The sequence below is a fragment of the Sphingomonas sp. 10B4 genome (assembly GCF_035019905.1).
GTDB lineage: Bacteria > Pseudomonadota > Alphaproteobacteria > Sphingomonadales > Sphingomonadaceae > Sphingomonas > Sphingomonas glacialis.
In genome coordinates, this window is sequence record NZ_JASJVC010000003.1 from 1 (window position 1) to 25,430 (window position 25,430).

The following is a 25,430-nucleotide window of genomic DNA, read 5'->3' on the forward strand; positions in this document are numbered from 1 at the left end:
AGATGTGTATAAGAGACAGACAAGAAATTGATTTCACGCGGAGACGCGGAGACGCGGAGAAGAAAGGGCGTAGCGCTACGCGGTTATTCGTGGCGGAGCGCGTCGATCGGGTTGAGGGCTGCGGCGCGGCGGGCGGGGAAATAGCCGAAGACGACGCCGATCACCGCCGAGATGCCGAATGCGATCAGGTTGATCTGCGGCACGAACAGGAAGTCGACCTTCATCACCGGCGCAAGGCCAAGGATCGCGAGTTGCGCGACGACGAGCCCGATCAACCCGCCGAGCATCGACAGCGCGATCGCCTCGACGAGGAACTGCATCAGCACCTCGTTCGCGACGGCACCGATCGCGAGGCGGATGCCGATCTCGCGCGTGCGCTCGGTCACCGAGACGAGCATGATGTTCATGATCCCGATCCCGCCGACGATCAGGCTGATCGCCGCCACCGCGGTGACGATCCCGGTCAGCAAGGTGGTCGATTGCGTCAGCGTCGCCGAGATTTGCGCGGTATCGAAGATGTTGAAATCGTCGTCCTTGCCGCCGGTGATGTTGCGGCGTTCGCGCAACAGATCCTCGATCGAGGATTGCACCGCCGCGCTCGAATAGGCCTGGTCGACGCCGACCAGCATCAGCTTGAGGTCGGTCGTGCCGGTGAAGCGGCGCTGCACCGTCTTCAGCGGCATGATGATGACATCGTCCTGATCGCCGCCGAAACCCGCCTGCCCGCGCTTCGACAACAAGCCGATCACGTCGCACGAAATCCCGGCGATGCGCAGCCGCGTGCCGAGCGGCGACGCGCCGCGATAGAGATTGTCGTTGACGGTATTGCCGATGATGCAGATCGATTTGCCTGCGGCTTCCTCCGCCGGGGTGAAAATGCGCCCCTCGGCGAGCGGCCACGGCTGGACCTGGAAATAGGCATTGGTCGTGCCGTTGACCGTGGTCGACCAGTTCGCGCCTTCGTAGATCGCGGTGCCGGTGGTGCCGGCCTGCGCCGCGACTGCAGTCACACCAGCGATCTGGTCGCGGATCGCGGCGGGGTCGTCGGCCTTGAAGTCTGGCGGACGCGGTCCGCCGCCGCCACGACCGAAACCCTGACCAGGGCGAATCTGGAGGATGTTGGTGCCGAGCGCGGCGATCGATTTCTGCACCGCCGCGGTCGTCGCCTGGCCGAGCGTCACCATCGTCACCACCGCCGCAACACCGATGATGATGCCGAGCGTGGTGAGGAACGAACGCAGCTTGTGGCGCGCGATCGAACGCAGCGCGAGGAGGAGGGTCGTGCCGAACATTATGATTTCCCGCCCGCTTGCGGGAGGGGCGTGCCGGTGGGGCTATCGCTTGAGGCACTGCCCTCCCCTAACCCCTCCCGCAAGCGGGAGGGGGATTCGTCGGGAGTCTCCCCCGGCCGATGCTGCGCCTCGACGCGCTCGACCAGCCCGTCCTTGAAATGGACGATGGTATGCGCGAACGCCGCCATGTCGGGTTCGTGCGTCACCATGATTACCGTGATCCCGCTGTCGCGATTGAGCCCCGACAGCAGCTCCATGATCTCGATCGACCGCTCCGAATCGAGGTTGCCGGTCGGCTCGTCCGCCAGCAGCACCGACGGCGACGTCACGATCGCGCGCGCGATCGCGACGCGCTGCTGCTGCCCGCCCGACAGCTCGGCCGGCGTATGGTCCCACCAGTCGGCGAGCCCGACCTTGTCGAGCGCTGCCATCGCCAAAGCGCGCCGCTCCTTCTTCGCATCGCCGCGATACAGCAAGGGCAGCTCGACATTCTCGAGCGCGGTCGTGCGCGCGAGCAAATTGAACCCCTGGAACACGAAGCCGAGATACTTCCGCCGCAGCAACGCGCGCTGGTCGCGGTCGAGCGTCTCGACATGGACGCCCTTGAATACGAACGTCCCGCCGCTCGGCACGTCGAGACAGCCGAGGATGTTCATCGTCGTCGACTTGCCCGAGCCGGACGCCCCCATCACCGCGACGAAATCGCCCTGCGCAATGTCGAGGTCGATGCCCTTGAGCGCCTGGAACGCGGTCGCGCCCTCGCCGTAGGTCTTGATGACCTGACGCAGCGCGATGATCGGCGCGCCCGCGGCGGGCACATATTGGCCGGCGACGTGGGCGGCGGGCGCGTTACTGGCCACCGGCCTGCCCGCCCGACCGCTTGCGCTTGCCCGCCCCCGATGCGCTCGCGCCCGCCGCGAGCTGCCCGGTGATGACCTTGTCGCCGGGCTTGAGATTGCCGCCGATCACTTCGGTCATCGCGCCGTTGCTCTCACCCGTGGTAATCTGCACCGGCTGCGGCGTGCCCTGCGCATCGGCGATATAGACCGTCTGCGATCCGCCGCGCTTGACCGTCTCGCCCTTGCCCGTACCCGCGCCGCCACGCCGTGGACGACCGGGCATCAACGCGCCGGCGATGCCCTTATTGGCGCTCGCGCCCGTGTCGGTCGGCTTGAAGCGCAACGCGGCATTGGGGACGAGCAGCACGTTGGTCTTGGCGGTGGTGGTGATGTCGGCAGTCCCGGTCATGCCGGGGCGCAATTGGAGATTGGCGTTACCGACGCTCAACGTCGCGCTGTACGACACCACTTGCCCGGTCGTGGTCGTCGTCGTGGTCGTCGTGCTGGCTTGCGCCGACAGGTTCGATCCGAGATCGACGCGCGTGATCGCCGCGGGGAAGGTCTTGCCCGGGAAGGCGTCGACCGTGAAGACCGCGCTCTGCCCTTCCTTGACCGATCCGACATCGGCTTCGTCGATCGCGACCTGGAGCTTCATCCGGCTGAGATCCTCGGCGATGACGAACAGCGTCGGCGTGCTGAACGAGGCGGCGACGGTCTGGCCCGGCTCGATCTGTCGCGCGAGCACGACGCCGTTGACGGGCGAGCGGATCACCGTTTTCACGAGCTGCGTCGCGTTCGACGACAGCGTCGCGCGTGCCGAGGCGACATTGGCCTGCGCCGCCCGCACATTGGCGATCGCGCGGTTCCTGTCGGCGATCGCCTGGTCCATCTCGGTCTTGGCGGGGACGCGCCCGCCCGACAGGCGGCTGACCTCCTGGAAGCGCGCGAGCGTCGCATTCGACTGCGACAGCGTCGCCTGGTTCTGCGCGACCGTTGCGACCGCGGCATCGAGCGCGGCCTGGCTTTGGTTGACGGTATCCTGGAAGCGCGACGGATCGACCAACGCGAGCGGCTGTCCCTTGGTCACGCGGTCGTTGACGTCGACGACGACCTTGGTGACGAGCCCCGACAATTCCGAACCGACATTGACCTGGTTGGTCGGCGCGAGCTTGCCCGTTGCCGAGACGCTGACCGCCAATGCGCCGCGCGCGACGGTGTCGGTCGCATATTCGGGCTTGGCAGTGCCCCCGAAGCAGCTCTTGAGCAGGATGAGCAGCAACAGGATGCCGACGCCGACCGCAGCCCATTTCGCCCATCGGCGCCAGGCGGGAACCGACTTGGCGCCGAGAAATTCGTTGAGGTCGGTGCGCGCGGGATCGGCCATCTATCGTACCTGTGCGGGAGAGAGCGGGAGGGAGGTCGGGAGGGCGGCCGGATCGGCGGCACTGTCCCAGCCGCCGCCGAGCGCGAGATAGAGCTGGACGAGCGCGGTCGCCTGGTCGGACTGCGCCTGGCTCAGGCCGTTGCGCGCGGTGAGCAAGCTCGCCTCCGACGTGTTGAGCGTGGTGAAATCGGTCAGCCCCGCGCGGTATTGCGTGCGCGACAGAATCGCGCTGTTGTTCGCGGCATCGAGCGCGATCGCGAACTGGGCTGCACGGGCACGCGCGCTGTCGAGCGCGACGACCGCGTTCTCGACATCCTCGAGCCCCGACAGCACGGTCGATTTGTACGCGGCGAACGAGCCCTCCGCCGCCGCCTCGCTCGCGCGGACCTGCGAGCGCAGCCGCCCGCCGTTGAAGATCGCCTGCGTCAGCCCGGCGAACACCTGGCCCGCGATGCTCTGGAACAGGTCGCCGAGATGCGACGCGTCGGTCGAGACGCTGCCACTGATCGCGAGCGCCGGATAGAGCGCTGCCTTCGATATGCCGATCTGCGCCGTCGCCGCGGCAAGCGCGCGCTCCGCCGCGCGGACATCGGGGCGCTGGCGCAGCGTGTCGATCGGGATGCCGACCGCGACCGATGCCGGCCCCTTCGGGATCGGCCGCGCCGCCGCCAGCTCGGCCTTGAGCGCGCCAGGGGCCTGGCCGGTCAGCACGCCCAATCGCGACACCGCAGCGTTGTAATTCTGCTCGATCGTCGGGATCGTCGCCGCCGTCGAGGCGCGCTGCGAACGCGCCTGCTCGGCATCGAGCGACGAAACGAGCCCAGCCTGGACGCGGAAGCCCGCGATCTGGAGGTTGTCGTCCTGCAACCGCAGCGAATCGCGCGCATTGGCGAGCTGCGCTTGGTACAGCCGCGCGAGCATGTAGTTGCGCGCGGTCTCGGCCTGGGTCGACAGCACGACCGTCGCGTAATCATAGCCCGACGCCTGATATTGCGCGCGGCTCGCCTCGACCGTGCGGCGCACTTCGCCGAACAGCCCGACCTGATATTGCACGTCGAGCCCGAGCGACAGCGTGTCGCCCGATCCGCGCCCGGTGATGACCGTCGCGCCGCCGGGCAAGGTCGTCGTGCCGCCGCGAATACTTTGCGAGCGCGTATAGCCGCCCGACCCGCTCAGCGTCGGCAGCAATTGCGCGCGCGACTGGACCAGCGCTTCGCGTGCCTGGCGCAGCCGCGCGACGGCTTGGGCGATGTCGAGATTGTTGGTGCGCGCGCGCTCGACGATGCTCGCCAGCAGCGGATCGTTGAACTGCGTCCACCAAGCAGTGAGATCGGCGGCGGGGCGGCCGTCGCTCGGCACCGAATACAGATCGGGCACGCCGAGAGTCGCGGGCGTGGCGGGGTGGTAATCGGGGCCAACCGTACACGCCGCCAGCGGTACGGTGACGGCGAGCAGCAGGGAAAGGCGGTGACGCATGGTGTTCGTGTGGACTAGCACACCGTGCGAGGTCCACCGATTTATTGTCGCAACCTGTCGCGGTTCCGTCCTGACGCGATACGAAATGTCGGTATCGCGGATCGCGTCAGCGCGAGACGCCGCCCGCGGCTATTCCATCTCGAGGATCACCGCATCGACCGCGAGGCTGTCGCCGGGCGCAGCGTTGACCGATTTGACCGTGCCCGCCTTCTCGGCGCGAAGGATGTTCTCCATCTTCATGGCTTCCACCACCGCGAGCGGCTGCCCCGCCTCGACCTTGTCGCCCGCGCCGACATCGAGCCGCATCAGCAGGCCGGGCATCGGGCAGAGCAGGAACTTCGACAGATCGGGCGGGATCTTGGTGATCATGTGCTGCGCGTAGGGCGCGACATGCGCTGGGAGCACGCGCGCGACGTGACACGCGCCGCGCGTGGTGAGCTTGAAGCCGGTGCGGGTGCGCGAAATCTTGACGGTGAGCGGCGCTTCGTCGAGCTCGGCGTCGACATAGCGGTCGCCCGGCGTATATTCGAGCGCGATGTCGAGATCGGCATCGTCGACGGTGATCCCGTCGGTCGAGATCGACACGAGATGATCGCTGTCGCCGATCCGCACCGACCATTCCGACGGCGGGCGGAGCCGCTTGCCGAGCTGCCCGTCGATGCGGCGTGCGCGGTCGGCCTCGGCGGTCGCGGCGAAGGCGGCGATCGCGGCGAGCGCTTCGATCAGGTCTGCGTCGGCGGGGGCACCGTGGAAGCCGTCGGGATATTCCTCGGCGATGAAGCCCGTCGTGATATTGCCCGAGCGGAAGCGCGGGTGCTGCATCAGCGCCGAAAGGAAATCGATGTTGTTGCCGGGCCCTTCGATCTCGAACGCGTCGAGCGCGGCGATCTGCTCGTCGATCGCTTCCTCGCGGGTCGGCGCCCAGGTTATCAGCTTGGCGATCATCGGGTCGTAGAACATGCTGACCTCGCCGCCCTCGCGGACGCCGTCATCGACGCGGGTATAGGCTTCTTCTTGCCCCCCTGCCGCTTGCGGGAGGGGCGTGCCGGAGAGGTTCGCGCTCGCGGCACGCCCCTCCCCTAGCCCCTCCCGAAAGCGGGAGGGGGAAAGGTAGGGCGTCTCGCTGCTTTCGGGCGGATTGTACCGCACCAGCCGGCCAATGCTCGGCAGGAAGCCGCGATACGGGTCCTCGGCATAGACGCGGTTCTCGATCGCCCAGCCGTTGAGCTGGACGTCGTCCTGCGAGAAGCCGAGCGGTTCCCCCGCCGCCACGCGGATCATCAACTCGACCAGATCGAGCCCGGTCACCGCCTCGGTCACCGGATGCTCGACCTGCAGCCGCGTGTTCATCTCGAGAAAATAGAAGCCCTCGCCGGTGGTGTCGGCGCCCGACACGATCAGCTCGACCGTCCCCGCCGAGAAATACCCCACCGCGCGTGCGAGCGCGACCGCCTGTTCGCCCATCGCTTTGCGCATCTTCGGCGTGACGAACGGCGACGGCGCTTCCTCGACCACCTTCTGGTGGCGGCGCTGAATCGAGCATTCGCGCTCGCCGAGATAGACGATGTTGCCGTGCTGGTCGCCTATCACCTGGATCTCGATGTGGCGGGGCGATTCGATGAACTTCTCGATGAACACGCGGTCGTCGCCGAACGACGCGAGCCCCTCGCGCTTGGTCGCCTCGAAGCCTTCGCGCACGTCCTGCTCGGAATAGGCGAGCCGCATCCCCTTGCCGCCGCCGCCGGCCGAGGCCTTCATCATCACCGGGTAACCGATGCCCGAGGCGATCTCGACCGCATGATCGGTGCTGTCGATCTCGCCAAGAAAGCCCGGCACGACGTTGACGCCCGCCGCCTTGGCGAGCTTCTTCGATTCGATCTTGTCGCCCATCGCGGCGATCGCTTTCGGGGGCGGGCCGACGAACGCGATCCCGGCATCGGCGCAGGCGCGCGCGAAGCTCTCGCGCTCGGACAGGAAGCCGTAGCCTGGGTGGATACAGTCGGCGCCGGTTTCCTTGGCGGCGAGCAGGATCAAGTCGGCGAGCAGATAGCTTTCGCCCGCGGGGGGCGGCCCGAGCCGGACGGCTTCGTCGGCCATCAGCACGTGCGGGGAGCGCGCGTCGGCGTCGGAATAGACCGCGACGGTGGCGATCCCCATCTTCTTGGCGGTGCGCATCACGCGGCAGGCGATTTCACCGCGATTGGCGACGAGGATCTTCTTGAACACGCTAACTTCTCCCCTCCCGCTTGCGGGAAGGACCAGAGGAAGGCCCGTCCGCAAGAGGTGAAACCTGGAGGGAGGATGGCCCCTCCCCCTAACCCCTCCCGTAACCGGGAGGGGAACTCGTCATCACTGGTACCAGATCATCGATTTCAGTTGCGCCGTCCGCGCTCGCGTCAGGTCGGTCCGGCACGCCGCCATCGTCATGCCTTGCGCCGATCCGCCGGCATATTGCCCGCCCTCGATGACGCACTGCGCATCGCGATACTTGAGCCACGCACGCTGGCTCTCCAGCAAGGCGCCCGCATAACCGAACCCGCCGCCGCGCGACGTATCCTGCGCATCGCGGCCCTTCATATAGGCATAGGTCCGCTTCCACTGCGCGGTCATCGCGGCGTCGGCCTGCGCGTAGCTTGTACCCGTGCTGCGGTTCATCGCTGCCTGGGTCTGGATCGGCGCGGCGGTGAGAAGCAGCGCGATCAGCAGCACGTCTTTTCCTTCCGCATCGGTTCCTCGCCGACCATCGGGACGAGCCCGAGCTTGGCGAGCAGCGCGGCGTCCTTGTCGTCGCCGGCATTGCCCGTGGTGAGCAGCTTGTCGCCGGTGAAGATCGAGTTCGCGCCCGCCATGAAGCACAAAGCCTGCGTCGCCTCGGACATGCTCTCACGCCCCGCCGACAGCCGCACCATGCTCAGCGGCATGGTGATGCGCGCGACCGCGACCGTCCGCACGAACTCGATGTCGTCGATCGCAGCGAGCGGCGTGTCGGCGAGCATGTTGCCGAGCACGGTGCCCTTGACCGGCACCAGCGCATTGACCGGCACGCTCTCGGGATGGCGCGGCAGCGTAGCGAGCGCATGGACGAAACCGACGCGATCGGCGCGCGTCTCGCCCATCCCGACGATCCCGCCGCAGCAGACATTGATGCCCGCCTCACGCACGTTCTCGAGCGTGTCGAGCCGGTCCTGGAAGGTCCGCGTCGTGATGACCTCGGCGTATTTTTCCGGCGAGGTGTCGATGTTGTGGTTGTAATAATCGAGCCCCGCCGCGGCGAGCTGCTCGGCCTGGGCGGGCGTCAGCATGCCGAGCGTCATGCAGGTTTCCATCCCCATCTGGCGGACGCCCTGCACCATCTCGATGATCGCGGGCATGTCCTTGTCCTTGGGGTTGCGCCAGGCGGCGCCCATGCAGAAGCGCTGGCTCCCCGCATCGCGCGCCTGCGCGGCGGATTGCAGCACGGCGCGGACGTCCATCAGCTTGCTCGCCTTGAGCTCGGTCTCGGCCGAGGCGGACTGGTTGCAATAGCCGCAATCCTCGGGGCAGCCGCCGGTCTTGATCGACAAGAGCGTGCACAGCTGCACCTGCCCCGCAGCGTGGTGTGCGCGGTGCGTGGTCTGGGCGCGGAACATCAGTTCGTCGAAGGGCAGGTCGAACAAGGCAGCGATCTCGGCGCGGGTCCAGTCGTTCCTGGTGCGCCCCTCCCCTTCAGGGAAGGGGATGGGGGTGGGGGAAGTCTCACCGAGAACAGCGTCCGCATTCGCGGCACGGCCCCACCCCAACCCCTCCCCTGAAGGGGAGGGGCTATGCTTCGTAATCACGGTCATTTCACATCTTCCTCGACCGGCGGCATGTTATGCCCCAGCAATCGCAACACTTCGCCCGCAGCCTCGACCAGATTGGTCCCGGGTCCGAAAATCCCCTGCACGCCAGCGTCGCGCAGCACCTGATAATCCTGCGCCGGGATCACCCCACCCGCGATCACCTTGATGTCGCCGCGGCCGGCCTCGCGCAGATGGCCGATCAGCTCGGGGATCAGCGTCTTGTGCCCTGCCGCGAGCGACGACGCGCCGACCACGTCGACGTCGCTCTCGATCGCAAGCTTGGCGGCTTCGGACGGCGTCTGGAACAACGGCCCCGGCACGACATCGAACCCGAGATCGCCGAACGCCGACGACACGAGGTTGGCGCCGCGGTCATGCCCGTCCTGCCCCATCTTGGCGACGAGCATGCGCGGGCGGCGGCCGTTTCGCGTCTCGAGCGAGACGACGCCTTCTTTGAGCCCCTGCCACGCGGCGTCGAACTCGTGCGCGCCGCCGTAGATGCCCGATACCGGCGTCGGCACGGTGTCGTAGCGGCCGAACACATCCTCCATCGCCGACGAAATCTCGCCGAGCGTCGCGCGCTGGCGGGCGCATTCGACCGCGAGCGCGAGCACATTGGTCGTACCGCGCGCACCTTCGCGCAACGCGTCGAGCGCCGCCGTGCATTTCGCCTCGTCGCGCCCTGCCTTCGACCGCGCGATCCGTGCGATCTGCGACTCCCGCACCGCGACGTTGTCGACGTCGAGAATGTCGATCGGGTCCTGCTCAGCGAGCTTGTACTTGTTGACGCCGACGATGACGTCCTCGCCCTTGTCGACGCGCGCCGCGCGGCCGGCCGAGGCTTCCTCGATCATCGCCTTGGGCCAGCCCGCCGCAACCGCCTGCGCCATACCGCCCTCGGCCTCGACGCGCTGGATGATCTCCCACGCCTTGTCGACCAGTTCCTCGGTCAGCGCCTCGATATAATAGCTGCCGCCGAGCGGATCGACGACCTTGGTCATCCCCGTCTCTTCCTGCAGCACGATCTGCGTGTTGCGCGCGATCCGCGCCGAGAAATCGGTCGGCAGCGCGATCGCCTCGTCGAGCGCATTGGTGTGGAGCGACTGCGTCCCCCCCAGCATCGCCGCCATCGCCTCGACCGTGGTGCGGATGACGTTGTTGTACGGATCCTGCTCGGTCAGCGACACGCCGCTCGTCTGGCAATGCGTGCGCAGCATCTTGGAGCGCTCGTCCTTGGCGCCAAGATCGGTCATCACGCGGTGCCAGAGCTTGCGCGCGGCGCGCAGCTTGGCGACTTCCATGAAGAAGTTCATGCCGATCGCGAAGAAGAACGACAGCCGCCCGGCAAACGCGTCGAGATCGAGCCCCGACGCCATCGCCGCCTTGGCATATTCGCGCCCATCGGCGATCGTGAACGCCAGCTCCTGCAGCTGCGTCGCGCCCGCTTCCTGCATGTGATAGCCGGAGATCGAGATCGAATTGAACTTGGGCATATGCGCCGATGTGTAGGCGATGATGTCCGAGATGATCCGCATGCTCGGCTCGGGCGGGTAGATATAGGTGTTGCGGACCATGAACTCCTTGAGGATGTCGTTCTGGATGGTCCCGTCGAGAAGCGCCTGAGGCACCCCCTGCTCCTCGCCCGCGACGATGAAGAAGGCGAGGATCGGGATCACCGCGCCGTTCATCGTCATCGAGACCGACATCTTGTCGAGCGGAATGCCGTCGAACAGGATCTTCATGTCGTCGATCGTGTCGATCGCCACGCCCGCCTTGCCGACATCGCCGGTCACGCGCGGATGGTCCGAGTCATACCCGCGATGCGTCGCCAGATCGAACGCGACCGACAGCCCCTTCTGCCCCGCCGCCAGGTTGCGGCGGTAGAAGGCGTTCGACGCCTCGGCGGTCGAGAAGCCGGCATATTGCCGGATCGTCCACGGACGCCCCGCATACATCGACGCGCGCACCCCGCGCGTGAACGGCGCGAAGCCCGGCAGGCCGGGGTCGATCCCCTCGACATCGGCCGCGGTGTAGAGCGGCTTGACCGCAATTCCCTCGGGCGTCTGCCAGGTCAGGTCGCGACCTTTGACTTCCTTGGCAGCAGCCGCTTGCCAGTCGCTCAGCGTTGGTTTGTCGGTCATAATGGGATGTTGTCGTGCTTTTTCCACGGGTTTTCGAGCGCCTTGCCGCGCAGCTTGCGCAAGCCAAGCGCGATGCGGCGGCGCGTCGAGTGCGGCTGGATCACCTCGTCGATGAACCCCTTGCTCGCCGCGACGAACGGGTTGGCGAAGCGCGCCTCATACTGCGCGGTCTGCTCGGCGATCTCCTCGGGCGAGCGACCGCGGAAGATGATCTCGACCGCACCCTTCGCGCCCATCACCGCAATCTCGGCGGTCGGCCAGGCGTAATTGAGGTCGCCGCGCAGATGCTTCGACGCCATCACGTCGTACGCGCCGCCGTAAGCTTTCCGCGTGATCACCGTGATCTTCGGCACAGTCGCCTCGGCATAAGCGAAGAGCAGCTTGGCGCCGTGCTTGATGATGCCGTTCAATTCCTGCGCGGTGCCCGGCAGGAAGCCCGGCACATCGACGAAGGTGACGATCGGGATCTCGAACGCGTCGCAGAAGCGCACGAAGCGCGCCGCCTTTTTCGACGAATTGATGTCGAGGCAGCCGGCGAGCACCATCGGCTGGTTCGCGACGAAGCCGACGGTGCGCCCCTCGATCCGCCCGAACCCGATGATGATATTGCCGGCATGCGTCGGCTGGACCTCGAAGAAATCGCCCTCGTCCACCGTCTTCCGGATCAGCTCGTGCATGTCGTACGGCTGGTTCGCGCTCGCCGGCACCAACTGGTCGAGGCTGTGCTCGATCCGGTCCCACGGATCGGACGACGGCCGTTCGGGCGATGCTTCCCGGTTCGAGGCGGGAAGGAAATCCACGAAGTCGCGGGCCGCGAGCAGCGCCTCGATATCGTTCTCGAAGGCCACGTCGGCGACCCCCGACTTCGTGGTATGCGTCACCGCTCCACCCAGTTCCTCCTGCGTGACGATCTCGTTGGTAACGGTCTTCACTACATCTGGGCCGGTGACGAACATGTAGGAACTATCCTTCACCATGAAGATGAAGTCGGTCATCGCCGGGGAATAGACGGCACCCCCGGCGCATGGCCCCATGATGAGAGAGATTTGCGGCACGACGCCGCTCGCCAGAACGTTGCGCTGGAACACCTCGGCATAGCCGCCGAGCGAGGCGACGCCCTCCTGGATGCGCGCGCCGCCGCTGTCGTTGAGCCCGATCACCGGCGCGCCGACCTTGAGCGCCATGTCCATGATCTTGCAGATCTTCTGCGCGTGGCGCTCGCTGAGCGAACCGCCGAACACGGTGAAATCTTGGCTGAAGACGAACACCAGCCGGCCGTTGATCGTGCCCGAACCCGTGACCACGCCGTCGCCGGGGATGATCTGGTCCTGCATTCCGAAATCGACGCAATTGTGCTCGACATACATGTCGAGCTCCTCGAACGAGCCCTCGTCGAGCAGGACAGTGAGCCGCTCGCGCGCGGTCAGCTTGCCCTTGGCGTGTTGCGCGGCGATGCGTTTTTCACCGCCACCCATGCGGGCGGCTTCGCGCTTGCGGTCCAGTTCGGCGAGGGTCGAAGACATGCGCACTCCCTTAGGTCGCGCTCGTCTTGCCGCTCTGCGCGCACTATGCAAATGTGGTTTTGCAAATATGCGTGTGGAAACTTCACAATGCCCGTCCCCCAATCGCGCCGATCGTTCGACGGCTACCGTGTCCGCGCGGTGCGCAAGCAGCTCGGCTTGAGCCAGGCCGAGATGGCGCGGGCACTCGCCATCTCGGTGTCGTATCTGTCACAGATCGAGAGCGGCGACCGGCCGATCACCGGCAACGTGCTGGCGGCGCTCGCCACGCACTATCCGCACGACTGGTCGGCGATCGACCCGAGCGAGACCGAGACGCTGCTGTCGGATGTGATCGACGCCTGTTCGGACCCGAGCGTCGGCGACGTCGTTGGTGATCTCAGCGATATCGAACGCGTCATCCGCCAGCACCCGTTGATCGCGCGCCGCCTCGCCGCGCTCTATGCGACGCAGCGCGCAAATCTCGCGCAATTGCGCGCGCTCGACGATCAGGTCGGCGCCGAGGGCAGCGCACGCCGCCTGCCGTGGGAAGAAGTGCGCGACTGGTTTCACGCGCAGCAGAACTACATCGACGAGATCGACCGTGCCGCCGAGCGGATCGCCGCCGAATTCGCCGACGGCCCGGCGCTGCAGCAGATCGAGGCGCGGCTGCTCAACCGCTTCGGGGTGCGCGTCGCCCCGATCGCAAAGGGCGACAGCGCGATCCGCGCGTTCGATCCGGCGGGCGTGCTGCATGTCGATCCGTCGCAGCCGGCGGAGAGCATACTGTTCTCGGTCGCGTATCAGCTCGCGCGGCTCGAATTCGGCGATCTCGTCGCGAGCATCGCCGCGCGCGGATCGCAGACGAGCGTCGGACGCCAACTGCTCGGCGCGGGCATCACCAATTACGCCGCCGGGGCATTGCTGATGCCGTATCTCGCCTTCCGCCAGGCCGCGCGCGAATGTCGCCACGATGTCGACCAGCTCCGGCTCCAGTTCGGGACGAGCTTCGAGCAAACCTGCCACCGCCTCTCGACGCTCCAGCGCCCCGGCGCACTCGGCATCCCCGTCTTCTTCTGCCGCGTCGACATGGCGGGCAACATCACCAAGCGGCATTCGGCGACACGGCTCGAATTCGCGCGCTTCGGCGGGGCCTGTCCGCTCTGGGTGGTGCACGAAGCCGTGGCGATCCCCGATCGCATCCTCGTCCAGCTCGCCGAGACGCCCGACAGCGTGCGCTACGTCTCGATGGCAAAGGGGCTCGTCAAACCCTCGAACAGCTACACGCGCGCCCCGCGCCGCTACGCCGTCGCGCTCGGCTGCGAGGAGCGCTACGCGCCCGCCTTCGTCTATGCCGATGGGTTGCGCACCGACAGCAGCGCAACCCCGATCGGCAGCTCGTGCCGCGTCTGCCCGCGCGCCGATTGCGACCAGCGCGCCTTCCCGCCGGCCGCGAGCGATTTGCACATCGATCCCGACCGGCGTGGGCGGATCCCCTATGAACTCCGCACCACGCCGTAGCGGCCGCGGCGGACGCTCCGGTTGCGGCGCCGTTCCCGCGTCACGCGACGGTGCGCGTTACTCGAAGGTGCGCGCGAGGTCGGCGGGAACGTCCGCCTTGGGATCGTTGCCGAAGCGGTTGGGGCCCGGCGTGCCGGCGGTGCAATACCAGACGAACACGAGGATGCTGCAGACCAGCGCGGCAAGCCCGGCGACCCCTGCCAGAATCATCACGCCCATGTTTCCCGACGCCGCGCTGCCCGCCACAGCGAAGATCGCGACGAATACCGGGACCATCGGCAGCAGGATGTACCAGCCGCTGCGGTCGATGTCGTGCATCCGCCGCACCGCGACCGCGATGTTGGGCAGCAGCACCGCGAGCGAGAAGATATTGCTGAGGATCCCGCCGCGCAGATTGCCCGCCGCAGCGACGCTACCCGGCACTGCACTCGTCGTGCCGGTGGCCTGTCCGCCAAGCCCGAGCGCTGCATCGATGAAGCTGAGCACGATGCCGACGATCACCTGGAACAGGATCCACATCCAATATTCCTTGCGGCGCGAGCGGCCATTGAATTGCGCGTAGCGCTTCAACGGCAAGATCATCCATTCCATCGTCTGTCCCCTGGCGCGGGCTGCGCATGCTCATAGTGTTGCGGCCAAACATTGCGGGAGCAAGTCCTTCAATTACGCGGCGCTTGCCGGCGATAGCTTAACGCCTCGGCGACGTGCAGCCGCCCGACCTGCTCGGCTCCGGCGAGATCGGCGATCGTCCGCGCGACGCGCAAAATGCGCGTATAGCCCCGCGCCGACAGCCGCATCGCCGCCGATGCCTGCGCCAGCAACGCGCGCCCGGACTCGTCGGGCGTCGCGACCGCATCGAGCAATTCGCCATCGGCCTCGGCATTGGTGCGCACCGGGTGATCGGCGTAGCGCAGCGTCTGGACGCCGCGCGCCGTCGCAACGCGCGCCGCGACCTCGGCCGAACCTTCGGCAGGCGGCGGCAGCACGAGATCCGCCGCGCTCACCGCCGGCACTTCGACATGCAAATCGATCCGGTCGAGCAGCGGGCCCGACACCTTCGCCTGGTAATCCGCGGCACAGCGCGGCGCGCGCGAGCACGCCAAAGCGGCATCGCCGAGATGCCCGCAGCGGCACGGGTTCATCGCCGCGATCAACTGGACGCGCGCCGGGAAATTGACGTGCGCATTGGCGCGCGCGACGCTGACCGTGCCGGTCTCGAGCGGCTGGCGCAGCGAATCGAGTACCGCACGCTGGAACTCGGGCAGTTCGTCGAGGAACAGCACGCCGAGATGCGCGAGGCTGACCTCGCCCGGTTTGACTTTCAGTCCACCGCCGACCAGCGCCGCCATCGACGCCGAATGATGCGGCGCGCGGTACGGCCGCGACCGAGTCAGGCGGCCGCCGGTCAGCGTGCCCGCGACACTCGCCACCATCGACACTTCGAGCGCTTCGGCCGGATCGAGCGGCGGCAGGATGCCGGGCAGGCACGATGCCATCAGCGACTTGCCCGATCCAGGCGGGCCGACCATCAGCAGATTGTGCCCGCCAGCCGCAGCGATCTCGAGCGCGCGCTTGGCGGTCTCCTGTCCCTTGACCTGCCGCAGATCGGGTCCGGCAAGCGCCGCCTCGACCGTGCCCGGCTGCGGTGCGCCGAGCAGGCCGTGCCCCTTGAAGTGGTTGATCAGCGAGAGGATGTCGGGCGCGGCGAGCACCGCCTGCCCTGCCCATGCCGCCTCGGCGCCCTGCGCCGCCGGGCAGATCAGCCCGAGCCCGCGTTCCGAGGCATGCAGCGCCGCGAGCAGCACCCCGGGCGACGGCGCAATCCGTGCGTCGAGGCTCAATTCGCCGACGACGAGATAGTCGCTCAGCGTCTCGGCATCGACCACGCCCATCGCGGCGAGCAACCCGAGCGCGATCGGCAAGTCGAAATGCGATCCTTCCTTGGGCAAGTCGGCGGGCGAGAGATTGACCACGATCCGCTTGGGCGGCAGCGCAAGCCCCATCGCTGCGATCGCACCGCGCACGCGCTCGCGGCTCTCGCCGACCGCCTTGTCGCCGAGTCCGACGACATAGAAGCCCGGCAATCCGGGAATGAGCTGCACCTGGACCTCGACGGCACGCGCCTCAAGCCCGAGATACGCCACCGTCGACACGCTCGCGACCATCCCCACCCCCCAGCAAGTGCTGACAGCATAACGTCTTTTGCCCGTGACGATAGCGGGCGTGCTGGCGTGGCGCGATCGCTCCTTGCCGAACCGGCCCGCGCGACCCACATCGAACTTCAATGAAGCCACAGCGCCATCCAATGCTCCGTACGCTATGGTTTTCCACCGGCGTCGTCCTGGTGATTCTCTCGCCGCTGGTCGGTGCGATTCCCGGACCGGGCGGCATTTTCGTGTTCGCTGCAGGCCTCGCGCTGATGTTGCAGAATTCGCACCGCACCAAGCGGATCTTTGTCGACACCAAGCGTCGCTGGCCAGCGCTCGGCCATTATGCCGACATGGGGCTGCGCCGCAAAAGCGCGGCGCGCCGCCGTGCGCGCGACAAGGCGGTGATGCCCGAGGGTCCGCCGCCGACCTTCCGCCAGCGTCTCGCCGAAATTCTCGCCCCGCCGTCGAACGATCGCCCGCGTTGACTTTGCGCAGGTCGGTCGTTAAGCGCAGCCCACCAAGGCCGTCCTCGTGGCGGCCGTTTTCTATTTAGACGTGCCCCGGGCAGAATTTTAGGGAATGAACGATGAAGCGGACCTTTCAGCCGAGCAATCTGGTGCGCGCACGCCGCCACGGGTTCCGCTCGCGCATGGCGACGCCAGGCGGCCGCAACGTGATTCGCGCGCGCCGCAACCGCGGCCGCAAGAAGCTGTCGGCCTAAGCGACCCCGTCGGCGGAGCCGACATACGGACATTGCAGATTCGCCGCGATTTTCTCGCGGCGAATGCTGGCAAGCGAGCGCCGATGCCGGGCTTTGTCCTGCAGGTGCGCGCCCGCGACGACGGATCGAGCGACATGCGTGTCGGCTTCACCGTTACCAAGAAAATCGGCAATGCCGTGGTGCGGAACCGGATGAAACGCCGGTTGCGCGCTTTGGCGCGTGACGTGCTCCCCGATTCGGGCGTGCGCGGGGCGGACCATGTGCTGATCGGCCGCAATGGCGGGATCGAGCGCGATTACGCCGTGCTGCGCGCCGAGCTGGTCAAGGCACTGGCGAAGGTGGCGCGGTGAGCCCCACGCCCCCCACTGTCACCCCGGCCTTGTGCCGGGGCCCACTTCGCACCCCGCGCAACGCCCGGATTGCATGGGATGCGCGAGCCGCCCGGTGGACCCCGGCACAAGGCCGGGGTGACCGATGGGCGATTCGCGCCGGAGCGCAGCCATGCTGACCCGCCTGCTCGTGCTGCTCGTCCGAGGCTGGCAGATCGGCCCTTCGGCGATCCTTCCGCCTACCTGCCGCTATCAGCCAAGCTGTTCCGCCTATGCAATCACCGCCTTACGTCGCTATGGCGCGGTGAAAGGTGGGTGGTTGGCGGCCAAGCGAATCGCGCGATGCCATCCCTGGGGCGGGTTCGGACCCGATCCCGTGCCCTGAAGACTCCCGCGAGTGACGAACGGATAACGCCAGCGTGAAACAAGACACCCGCAATTTCATCCTGTTCGCGGTGCTCGCCGCGATCATCCTGTTCGGCGGCAATTTCCTGTCGGCGCGCTTCTTCCCGCGCGCGGCGAACCCGCCTGCCACCAAGCTCGTCGACGGCAAGAGCCAGGTCGTCGCCACGCCGACCGGCCCTGCCGCGACGGGTGCCGCGGCCGTGCGCGATCTCAAGATCGTCCAGGCAGAGAGCCCGCGCGTGCCGATCCGCACCGCCGACCTCCAAGGCTCGATCAACCTCAAGGGCGCGCGGATCGATGATCTGACGCTGACCAAATACAAGCAGACGATCGACAAGAATTCACCGCCGATCCGCTTGCTGTCGCCGCGCGGCACCAAGGACGCGTATTTTGCGGGCTTCGGCTGGAATGGCGACGGCGTCAGCGTCCCCAACGGCGACACGGTCTTCACCGCGAGCGGTGGTGCGCTAACCCCCACCACGCCGGTCACGCTGCGCTGGGCGAACGGCAAGGGCCAGGTCTTCGCGCTGACCTTCGCGATCGACGACAAATACATGTTCACGGTACGCCAGAGCGTCGGCAATGCCGGCCCCGCGGCCGTAGCGCTGCGCCCCTATGCGCTCGTCTCGCGCTCGGGCGTCGGCACCGAGCCCGATACCTGGACCAATCACATCGGCCCGATCGGCGTGTTCGACAAAGGCGCGACCTACGACATCACCTTCGACAATCTGAAGGGCAAGGACGCGACCTTCATGGGCCGCATCTGGGGCAGCAATGCGAAGGCCGGCGACAACTTCTTCGACGCAAAGGGCGGCTGGCTCGGCTTCGGCGACAAATATTTCCTCGCCGCCGTGATCCCCGACCCCAAGGCGCAGGTCCATGCCGGCTTCCACGCCGCCAATGGCGACACCTTCCAGGGCGATTTCACACAGGCGCCGCGCGTCATCGCGCCGGGCAAGGCGCTCGTCTCGACCGCGAAGTTCTTTGCAGGCGCAAAGGAGACCAACACGCTCGACCGCTATGAGGATCGCCTCGGCATCCAGCATTTCGGCAAGGCGATCGACTGGGGCTGGTTCGAGGTCGTCGAAAAGCCGATCTTCAAATATCTCGACTGGCTGTTCCGCATGATCGGCAATTTCGGTGTCGCGATCATCCTGCTCACCGTCACGATCCGCACGCTGATCTTCCCGGTCGCGCAGCGCCAGTTCGCCTCGATGGCCGCGATGAAGGCGATCCAGCCGAAGATGAAGGCGATCCAGGAGAAGCATAAGGACGACAAGGCGCGCGCGCAGCAGGAAGTGATGGCGCTGTACAAGGCCGAGAAGGTCAACCCACTCGCGGGTTGCCTGCCGACCTTGATCCAGATCCCGATCATGTATTCGCTGTACAAGGTGCTGCTGCTGACGATCGAAATGCGCCATCAGCCGTTCGTCGGCTGGATCCACGATCTGTCGGCGCCCGATCCCGCGACGATCCTCAACCTGTTCGGCTATCTGCCGTATCATCTGCCGCCCTTCCTCGCGATCGGCATCGTGCCGGTGCTGCTCGGCATCTCGATGTTCTTCCAGTTCAAGTTGAACCCGGCGCCGATGGACGACGCGCAGAAGCAGGTGTTCGCGATCATGCCGTGGGTGCTGATGTTCGTGATGGCGCCGTTCGCGGTCGGCCTGCAGGTCTATTGGATCACTTCGAACCTGTGGACCGTCGCGCAGCAGCGCCTGCTGTACGCGCGGCACCCGGGCCTCAAAGAGCCGGCGGTGAAAAAGTGAGCTTCGAACCAGAAGATATCGAGATCGCGCGCAAGCTCTTCGCCGGGCCGATCGCGTTCCTCAAATCCGCGCCGACGCTCGAGTTTATCCCCGAGCCGACGGTCAACGAAGTCGCCTTCGCCGGCCGCTCGAACGTCGGCAAATCGTCGCTGCTCAACGCGCTGACCAACCGCAACTCGCTCGCGCGCACGTCGAACACGCCGGGCCGCACGCAGGAGCTGAACTTCTTCGACGTCGGCAATCCGCTGGCGTTCCGCCTCGTCGACATGCCCGGCTATGGCTATGCCAAGGCGCCGAAGGACCTGGTCAAGAAGTGGCGCTTCATGGTCAACGATTTCCTGCGCGGGCGCGACGTGCTCAAGCGCGCGCTGGTGCTGATCGACGCGCGCCACGGCATCAAGGAGGTCGATCGCGACATCCTCGAGATGCTCGACAAGGCGGCGGTGAGCTACCGCATGGTCATCACCAAGGCCGACAAGATCAAGGCATCGGAATTGGTCGAGGTCACCGAAGCGACCGCGGTCGAAGCGCGCAAGCGCCCGGCAGCGCATCCCGAGATCCTGGTGACGTCGAGCGAGACCGGGCTCGGCATCCCCGAACTGCGCGCAGCGGTAATCGAGGCGGTACGCTGAGACTTGCGCGCGTCGGTCCATCGACCGACGCGGTTCAAACCTCGACGTAGGTTGCCGCTACCTCGACCGGAAAGTTTACCGACCGCGCGATGAAGCAGTGCGCGTGGATCTGCGCGTGGATCGCATCCGCCACCGTCAAGTCACTCCCCGCTGCGACCTCGATCCGAGGCCGCAGCACTGCCTTGACGAAGCACCCGGTGCCGTCGGGCGCGCTCTCGCCCATGCCGAGCGGATCGTCGGCATAGCCGGTCACCACGACGCCAGCGACGCTCGCCAGATGCAGGTACCACAGCATGTGGCACCCCGCTAAGCTCGCCAGCAACAGGTCCTCGGGGTTGGGCAACGCCGGATCGCCGCCGAGCAGCGGATCGTTCGAGCACGCCACCACCGCCCCACCGGGGGTCGCGATGTCCCACGTCCGGTCGTAGCCGCGATAGGTAGAAGTCCCCGCCCCGCAGTTGCCCGTCCAAGCGATTCGCGCGGTGAAATCGTGTTGTGTCATGCTTTACCCTCCACCAGCGCCACGAACGGTTTGGCGAGCCCGTGATACAGCCGCTCACGGCACACCAATGTGCTCGCCGCATCGGCGATCAGCGCGGTCGCGAACAGCGGCAGGATCAGCCCGCGCGCCGCCGTCGCCTCCATCACGATGATCACCGCGGTCAGCGGCGCGCGCACCACGCCGACGAAATAGGCGGTCATGCCGAGCAGCACGACCGCACCCGCCGGCTGGCCAGCGAACAGCCCGGTCAGCAGATTGCCGAACCCGGCCCCCACCGCAAGCGATGGCGCGAAGATGCCGCCCGGCGCGCCGCTGAGCGTCGTGGCGAGCGCTGCGAGGAACTTGGCTGGCCCGAACCAGTCCGACTGGCCATGCCCTTCGACCAAGGCGCGCGTCGCGCCATAGCCAGTGCCCCACGTCGCGCCGCCGGTGACAATCCCGAGCAGCGCGACAACCAACCCGCATCCGCCAGCGAACAGGATCGGATGCGCCCGCGCCGCCGCGATCGGCCGCCAGCGCGCGCCCGCAAAGCCCAGCACCAGCCGCGAGAACAGCCCGCCCGCGGCACCGCCGAGCACGCCTGCAACCGGGGTGACGAGCAAGACCGCCGACACTCCCAGCGTCTCGTGCATCACGCCGAAATAGACATAGTCGCCCGCGATCCCGAGGCTTACCAGGCCCGCGATCATCACCGCCCCCATCACCAGCACCGCGACACGCTGCTCGTAAGCGGCCGCAAGCTCCTCGATCGCGAAGGCAACCCCGGCGAGCGGCGTGTTGAACGCCGCCGCGACGCCCGCTGCGCCGCCCGCGATCAGCACGCCCGAGGTGATCGGCACGCGCAGATAGCGGTGGACCTTGACCATGATCGCCGCGCTGATCTGCACCGTCGGCCCCTCGCGCCCGACCGACGCGCCGCCGAGCAGCATCACGATCGTCAGCACGAGCTTGACGCACGCCGTCCACAGCGAGACGAGCGCGTTGCTCGGCGGCGTATCGGGCGCGCGGCTAGCAGCGATCACCTGCGGAATGCCCGATCCGCGGGCGTAGGGCGCGGTACGGCGCGTCACCCACACGACCAGCGCGAACACCGCCGGGGTCAAAGCGAGCGGCGCATACGGGAAGCGCGCGACCAACACGCCGAAAACCGCCTGCGCGCGGTCGCTCGCCCCGGCAAAGAGCAACGCGACCAGCCCGAGCAGTACCGCGCCGACCCCGGTCGCCAGCCGCCGCCGCAACCGACCGATTTGCATCCCGGCCTGGCGCGCACCGCGTCGGCGCCACACGATCGAGACGAGGCGGACGGCATAAGGCGCATTGCGATTCATGCCCGTGCTCATGCGCGATTGCGGCGCTGGACACCAACCGCGGATGCGGTTGCGCGGCGTTACGCGCTCGCTTAGGCAGGGGCCATGAAACTGATCATCGGCAACAAGGCCTATTCCTCCTGGTCGCTGCGCGGCTGGCTCGCGTGCAAGCAATCGGGCCTGCTGTTCGAAGAAGCCGTCGTGCCGCTCTACGACGCCGAGTGGGACAAGCGCCGCGAAGGCGACGAATTCGCCCCCTCCTCGGGCAAGGTGCCGATCCTGTGGGATGGCGACGCCGTGGTGTGGGACAGCCTCGCGATCGTCGAATACCTCGCCGAGAAGACCTCGCGCGACCTGTTCTGGCCGGCCGATGACGCCGCGCGCGCGATGGCGCGGTCGATGGCGGCGGAGATGCATTCGAGCTTCACCGCGCTGCGCCGCAAGCACAGCATGAACGTCCGCCAGATCTTCCCGCCCGCCCAGCCCGACGCCGACGTGCTCGCCGATCTCGAGCGGATCATGGAACTGTGGGCACAGGCCCGCGCCCGCTTCGGCGGCGAGGGCGATTTCCTGTTCGGCGCGTTCGGCGCGGCCGACATCATGTACGCGCCGGTGGTGACGCGGATCGTCACCTACAGCCTGCCGATCGCGCGCTTCGCCGCGCCCTATATGGACGCGGTGCTCCACCACCCGTTTATGCAGGACTGGATCGCGAGCGCGCAGGAAGAGGAATGGGTGATCGAGCAATTCGAGCAGCCCGCCACCGCCTGACCGATTACGGCAGGCGCTCGGTGTCGTACGGCGTACCATCCTTCCGTTCGTAACGGCCGGGCAGGAAGCGCATGTCGATATCGGGATACTCCCCACCCTGCAGCCGCGGCCCCGCGCCGATCGCGACGTAGACGCACGGCACGTCGCTGCGGTTCTGCAGATGGTGCCCGTCCGCGACCCCGGCCGCGAACGTCGCGACGTCGCCCGTACGCAACAGCGTCTCGCCGGCGTCCTCGACCAGCACCGCCTCGCCCGACAGCATCACGACCAGTTCGTCCTCATCGGCATGCCAGTGCCGCTGCGACGACCAGCCTCCGGGTTCGAGCGTGACATGGCTCGCCCCGAAATGCGTCAGCCCAGCAAGCGGCGCGAGCCGGCGGTACCAGCGCCCCTGCACCGGCGCATCGAACGGCGGCGGATAGCCCGTCGCGTTGGTTTGCGGGATTGTATCGAGGTCGAGCTTGGGCAATGTCGCCTCCATGGATAGCACCCCGAACCTGCCCGATTGCGTCACCCTCGCCAAGGCGCTGCTCGCTTGCGAGAGCGTGACCCCGGCGCGGGGCACCGTGTTCGACGTGGTCGAAGCCGCGCTGCTGCCGCTCGGCTTCACGGTCGATCGCTTCACCCTCGGAGAAGCGCCCGACGGCCCGGTCGAGAATCTGCTTGCGACGCGCGGCGGCACTGGCGCGCATCTCGCCTTTGCCGGGCATCTCGACGTCGTGCCCCCCGGCGAGGGCTGGACGAGCGGCGCGTTCGCGCCTGAGATCCGCGGCGACTTGCTCTACGGCCGCGGCGCGGTCGACATGAAGGGCGCGATCGCCGCCTTCATCGCCGCAATCCCCGCCGAGCCCACCGCCCCGCTCAGCTTGATCCTGACCGGCGACGAGGAAGGCCCCGCCACCTATGGCACGCGCAGCTTGATCGAGCGGATGGCAGAGACGGGCGTCCGCCCCGATTTCTGCCTCGTCGGCGAACCGACCTCGTCGGCAAAGCTCGGCGACATGGTCAAGATCGGCCGCCGCGGCTCGGTCAATCTGTGGATCGCGGTGCCGGGCAAGCAGGGCCATGTCGCCTACCCCCACCTCGCCGACAATCCGATCCCGCGGCTCGTCGCGATACTTGCCGAGATCGACGCGATCGTGCTCGACACGGGCAATGCCTGGTTCCAGCCGTCGAACATCGAGGTCACCGACATCACCGTCGGCAACCCGGCCACCAACATCATCCCGGCCAAGGCGAGTGCGCGGCTCAGCATCCGCTTCAACGACGAGCAGCGCGGGGGCGCTCTGGTCGAGCGGATCGAAGCGCTCGTCCATCGGCATGATCCCGCCGCGATCGTCACCGCGCGCATATCGGGCGAAGCCTTCCTCACCGCGCCGGGCGCGTTCTCCGCGCTGATCGGCGCCGCGATCGAAGCGCAGACCGGTTTTGCGCCCGCGCTGTCGACCACGGGCGGGACGTCCGATGCGCGCTTCCTCTCGGCGCTGTGCCCGACGGTCGAATTCGGGCTGGTCAACGCAACGATGCACAAGCTCGACGAAGCCGTGGCGCTCGCCGACATGACCGCGCTCACCGCGATCTATGCCGAGATCATCGCGCGGGTCGCACAGCTTTAACCGAGTCCAAATCAGCGAGATTCGGCGCGACTCGTGGATATTCCTACGTTTTCGTGGACGCGAGTCGGCAGATGCGATACGCATAGAATTAACCTTAACGGTGCGCGGGCATGCCGATCGATCCCTGGTTCCTGATTGCGATCGCGTGCAGCGTGGCCGGCTATGGCCTGTACTTGGTCGGGCTGCGTCGGCACCTCGTCCAGCCCAACCGCGCCTCCTGGCTGATCTGGAGCGCCGCCACCACCGTCGAGGCCGCCACCTACGCCGCGGTCAACCCGAACGCGCTCCCCGGCTGGGTGTTCGCGCTGTCGGCTCTCGCATGCGCCGCGGTGACGATCGGGATCTGGCGCCGCTCGGTGTGGAGCGCGCCGTCGCGCGGCGAGCTGTTCTGCACCGGCACTTGCCTTGCCGCGCTGACGCTGTGGATCGTTTCGCACAATGCCTTCTGGGCGCATATGCTCGTGGTGGTCGCGGTGCCGGTGAGCTTCTGGCCGACTTGGCAAAGCGTGCTGCAGGACCGCACGCGCGAACGCTCGCCTGCCTGGGGCCTGTGGTCGATCGGCGACCTTGCGACGCTGCTCGTCGCGACCCGCAGCGGCGACCAGCATGTCGGCGAATATGCCTATATCCTCGTCGAATTGCTGTGCCACGCGAGCGTGTGGTTCATGGTCGGCCTGGCGACGATCAACCCGCTGCGCTCGCTCGGCTTCCGGCAGGGCCGCTTCTACGTGCTCGACGCGTACGGCCCCGCCGCCAACCTGTTCGCGGTCGGTGAGACGCATCTCGGCAAGGCGGTCTATGCCGCGCAAGGCTTTGCCGAGGGCGATGCGATCATCCGCTTCACCGGCCGCCGCTTCCGCGCCGACCGGGTGCCCAGCCTGATGCGCGGATCGAGCGATCGCTTCGTCCAGGTGACGCCGCAGCATTTCATGGGGCCATCGGGCAAGATCGACGATCTCATCAACCATAGCTGCGACCCCAATGCCGGCCTGCGCTTCGCCGGCGGCAGCGTCACGCTGGTCGCGGTGCGCGACATCGCAGCGGGCGAGGAGATCGCGTGGGACTATTCGACGACTCTCGCCGAATCGAACTGGCACATGATCTGCCAGTGCCGCAGCGCCGAGTGCCGTCGCGTGATCGGCAATTTCTCGACGCTGTCGCAGGAGCGCCAGGAGTGGTTCAGGTCGCGCAATCTCGTCGCGCCGTATCTGCGCCGCCGCGACGCGGTGACGCGCGACCGGGCGGCGTAGCGCAG

General features: G+C 67.2%; 24 protein-coding genes. 10 read left to right on the forward strand and 14 right to left on the reverse strand.

The genetic code is table 11. From position 1 onward, the window contains the following. Positions 1-83 precede the first annotated feature (83 nt). The 9 genes from QN347_RS01345 to QN347_RS01385 form a co-directional block, all read right to left on the reverse strand. On the reverse strand, positions 84-1,292 hold the full coding sequence (locus QN347_RS01345) for an ABC transporter permease (protein WP_133186434.1): 1,209 nt from the start codon (positions 1,290-1,292) through the stop codon (positions 84-86). After that, positions 1,292-2,152 (reverse strand): ABC transporter ATP-binding protein, encoded by an 861-nt coding sequence (locus tag QN347_RS01350; protein WP_322162548.1) that lies wholly within the window; start codon positions 2,150-2,152, stop codon positions 1,292-1,294. Before QN347_RS01350 ends, QN347_RS01345 begins: the two co-directional genes overlap by 1 nt. Next, positions 2,142-3,515, reverse strand: coding sequence for an efflux RND transporter periplasmic adaptor subunit (locus tag QN347_RS01355; protein ID WP_322162546.1), 1,374 nt, complete (start codon positions 3,513-3,515; stop codon positions 2,142-2,144). The genes QN347_RS01350 and QN347_RS01355 overlap by 11 nt, the downstream gene beginning before the upstream one ends. After that, positions 3,516-4,991, reverse strand: coding sequence for an efflux transporter outer membrane subunit (locus tag QN347_RS01360; RefSeq protein ID WP_322162544.1), 1,476 nt, complete (start codon positions 4,989-4,991; stop codon positions 3,516-3,518). A 129-nt stretch (positions 4,992-5,120) separates the two neighbouring features. Then, positions 5,121-7,166: a biotin carboxylase N-terminal domain-containing protein gene (locus QN347_RS01365; protein ID WP_416194523.1), complete on the reverse strand. Its 2,046-nt coding sequence runs from the start codon at positions 7,164-7,166 to the stop codon at positions 5,121-5,123. 174 nt (positions 7,167-7,340) lie between these two features. Continuing rightward, complete coding sequence (locus QN347_RS01370) at positions 7,341-7,700, reverse strand: lysozyme inhibitor LprI family protein (protein ID WP_322162540.1); 360 nt, start codon at positions 7,698-7,700, stop codon at positions 7,341-7,343. Next, positions 7,691-8,770, reverse strand: coding sequence for a biotin synthase BioB (bioB, locus tag QN347_RS01375; RefSeq protein WP_323493953.1), 1,080 nt, complete (start codon positions 8,768-8,770; stop codon positions 7,691-7,693). The genes QN347_RS01370 and bioB overlap by 10 nt, the downstream gene beginning before the upstream one ends. Positions 8,771-8,811: 41 nt before the next feature. Next, positions 8,812-10,953: a methylmalonyl-CoA mutase gene (gene scpA, locus QN347_RS01380; RefSeq protein WP_322162537.1), complete on the reverse strand. Its 2,142-nt coding sequence runs from the start codon at positions 10,951-10,953 to the stop codon at positions 8,812-8,814. Beyond that, positions 10,950-12,476, reverse strand: coding sequence for an acyl-CoA carboxylase subunit beta (locus tag QN347_RS01385; protein ID WP_322162535.1), 1,527 nt, complete (start codon positions 12,474-12,476; stop codon positions 10,950-10,952). The genes scpA and QN347_RS01385 overlap by 4 nt, the downstream gene beginning before the upstream one ends. A gap of 87 nt (positions 12,477-12,563) precedes the next feature. Between QN347_RS01385 and QN347_RS01390 the strand changes: the two genes are divergently transcribed. Further along, on the forward strand, positions 12,564-13,973 hold the full coding sequence (locus QN347_RS01390) for a helix-turn-helix domain-containing protein (RefSeq protein ID WP_322162533.1): 1,410 nt from the start codon (positions 12,564-12,566) through the stop codon (positions 13,971-13,973). 57 nt (positions 13,974-14,030) lie between these two features. On the opposite strand, the gene QN347_RS01395 is transcribed toward QN347_RS01390, so the two are convergent. Continuing rightward, positions 14,031-14,564, reverse strand: a complete 534-nt coding sequence (locus tag QN347_RS01395) for a DUF805 domain-containing protein (RefSeq protein WP_322162532.1) — start codon at positions 14,562-14,564, stop codon at positions 14,031-14,033. Between the two features lie 68 nt (positions 14,565-14,632). After that, positions 14,633-16,138 (reverse strand): YifB family Mg chelatase-like AAA ATPase, encoded by a 1,506-nt coding sequence (locus tag QN347_RS01400; protein WP_322164180.1) that lies wholly within the window; start codon positions 16,136-16,138, stop codon positions 14,633-14,635. 140 nt (positions 16,139-16,278) lie between these two features. Here QN347_RS01400 and QN347_RS01405 point away from each other — a divergent pair, with 140 nt between their 5' ends. The 6 genes from QN347_RS01405 (at position 16,279) to yihA (ending at position 19,979) form a co-directional block, all read left to right on the forward strand. Further along, positions 16,279-16,608, forward strand: coding sequence for a hypothetical protein (locus QN347_RS01405; RefSeq protein WP_322162530.1), 330 nt, complete (start codon positions 16,279-16,281; stop codon positions 16,606-16,608). A gap of 101 nt (positions 16,609-16,709) precedes the next feature. After that, positions 16,710-16,844: a 50S ribosomal protein L34 gene (gene rpmH, locus QN347_RS01410; protein WP_010162954.1), complete on the forward strand. Its 135-nt coding sequence runs from the start codon at positions 16,710-16,712 to the stop codon at positions 16,842-16,844. Positions 16,845-16,876: 32 nt separating this feature from the next. Beyond that, positions 16,877-17,194 (forward strand): ribonuclease P protein component, encoded by a 318-nt coding sequence (gene rnpA, locus QN347_RS01415; protein ID WP_322162527.1) that lies wholly within the window; start codon positions 16,877-16,879, stop codon positions 17,192-17,194. 151 nt (positions 17,195-17,345) lie between these two features. Beyond that, entirely contained in the window at positions 17,346-17,558 is a 213-nt protein-coding gene (gene yidD / locus QN347_RS01420) for a membrane protein insertion efficiency factor YidD (RefSeq protein ID WP_322162526.1), read from the forward strand. Between the two features lie 34 nt (positions 17,559-17,592). Then, complete coding sequence (yidC, locus tag QN347_RS01425) at positions 17,593-19,347, forward strand: membrane protein insertase YidC (protein WP_322162524.1); 1,755 nt, start codon at positions 17,593-17,595, stop codon at positions 19,345-19,347. Further along, positions 19,344-19,979: a ribosome biogenesis GTP-binding protein YihA/YsxC gene (yihA, locus tag QN347_RS01430; RefSeq protein ID WP_133186406.1), complete on the forward strand. Its 636-nt coding sequence runs from the start codon at positions 19,344-19,346 to the stop codon at positions 19,977-19,979. Before yidC ends, yihA begins: the two co-directional genes overlap by 4 nt. 34 nt (positions 19,980-20,013) lie before the next feature. Here yihA and QN347_RS01435 read toward each other — a convergent pair whose 3' ends face one another. Further along, on the reverse strand, positions 20,014-20,481 hold the full coding sequence (locus QN347_RS01435) for an OsmC family protein (protein WP_322162523.1): 468 nt from the start codon (positions 20,479-20,481) through the stop codon (positions 20,014-20,016). Beyond that, positions 20,478-21,821, reverse strand: coding sequence for a chloride channel protein (locus QN347_RS01440; RefSeq protein ID WP_322162521.1), 1,344 nt, complete (start codon positions 21,819-21,821; stop codon positions 20,478-20,480). Before QN347_RS01440 ends, QN347_RS01435 begins: the two co-directional genes overlap by 4 nt. Positions 21,822-21,893: 72 nt before the next feature. On the opposite strand from QN347_RS01440, the gene QN347_RS01445 reads away from it, so the two are divergent. Then, positions 21,894-22,559: a glutathione S-transferase family protein gene (locus QN347_RS01445; protein WP_322162519.1), complete on the forward strand. Its 666-nt coding sequence runs from the start codon at positions 21,894-21,896 to the stop codon at positions 22,557-22,559. 4 nt (positions 22,560-22,563) lie between these two features. On the opposite strand, the gene QN347_RS01450 is transcribed toward QN347_RS01445, so the two are convergent. Then, positions 22,564-23,028, reverse strand: coding sequence for a cupin domain-containing protein (locus QN347_RS01450; protein WP_322162517.1), 465 nt, complete (start codon positions 23,026-23,028; stop codon positions 22,564-22,566). 10 nt (positions 23,029-23,038) lie between these two features. Here QN347_RS01450 and dapE point away from each other — a divergent pair, with 10 nt between their 5' ends. Beyond that, positions 23,039-24,175, forward strand: a complete 1,137-nt coding sequence (gene dapE / locus QN347_RS01455; RefSeq protein WP_322162515.1) for a succinyl-diaminopimelate desuccinylase — start codon at positions 23,039-23,041, stop codon at positions 24,173-24,175. A 110-nt stretch (positions 24,176-24,285) separates the two neighbouring features. Then, on the forward strand, positions 24,286-25,425 hold the full coding sequence (locus tag QN347_RS01460) for an SET domain-containing protein (protein WP_322162513.1): 1,140 nt from the start codon (positions 24,286-24,288) through the stop codon (positions 25,423-25,425). The last annotated feature ends 5 nt before the right edge of the window (positions 25,426-25,430 follow it).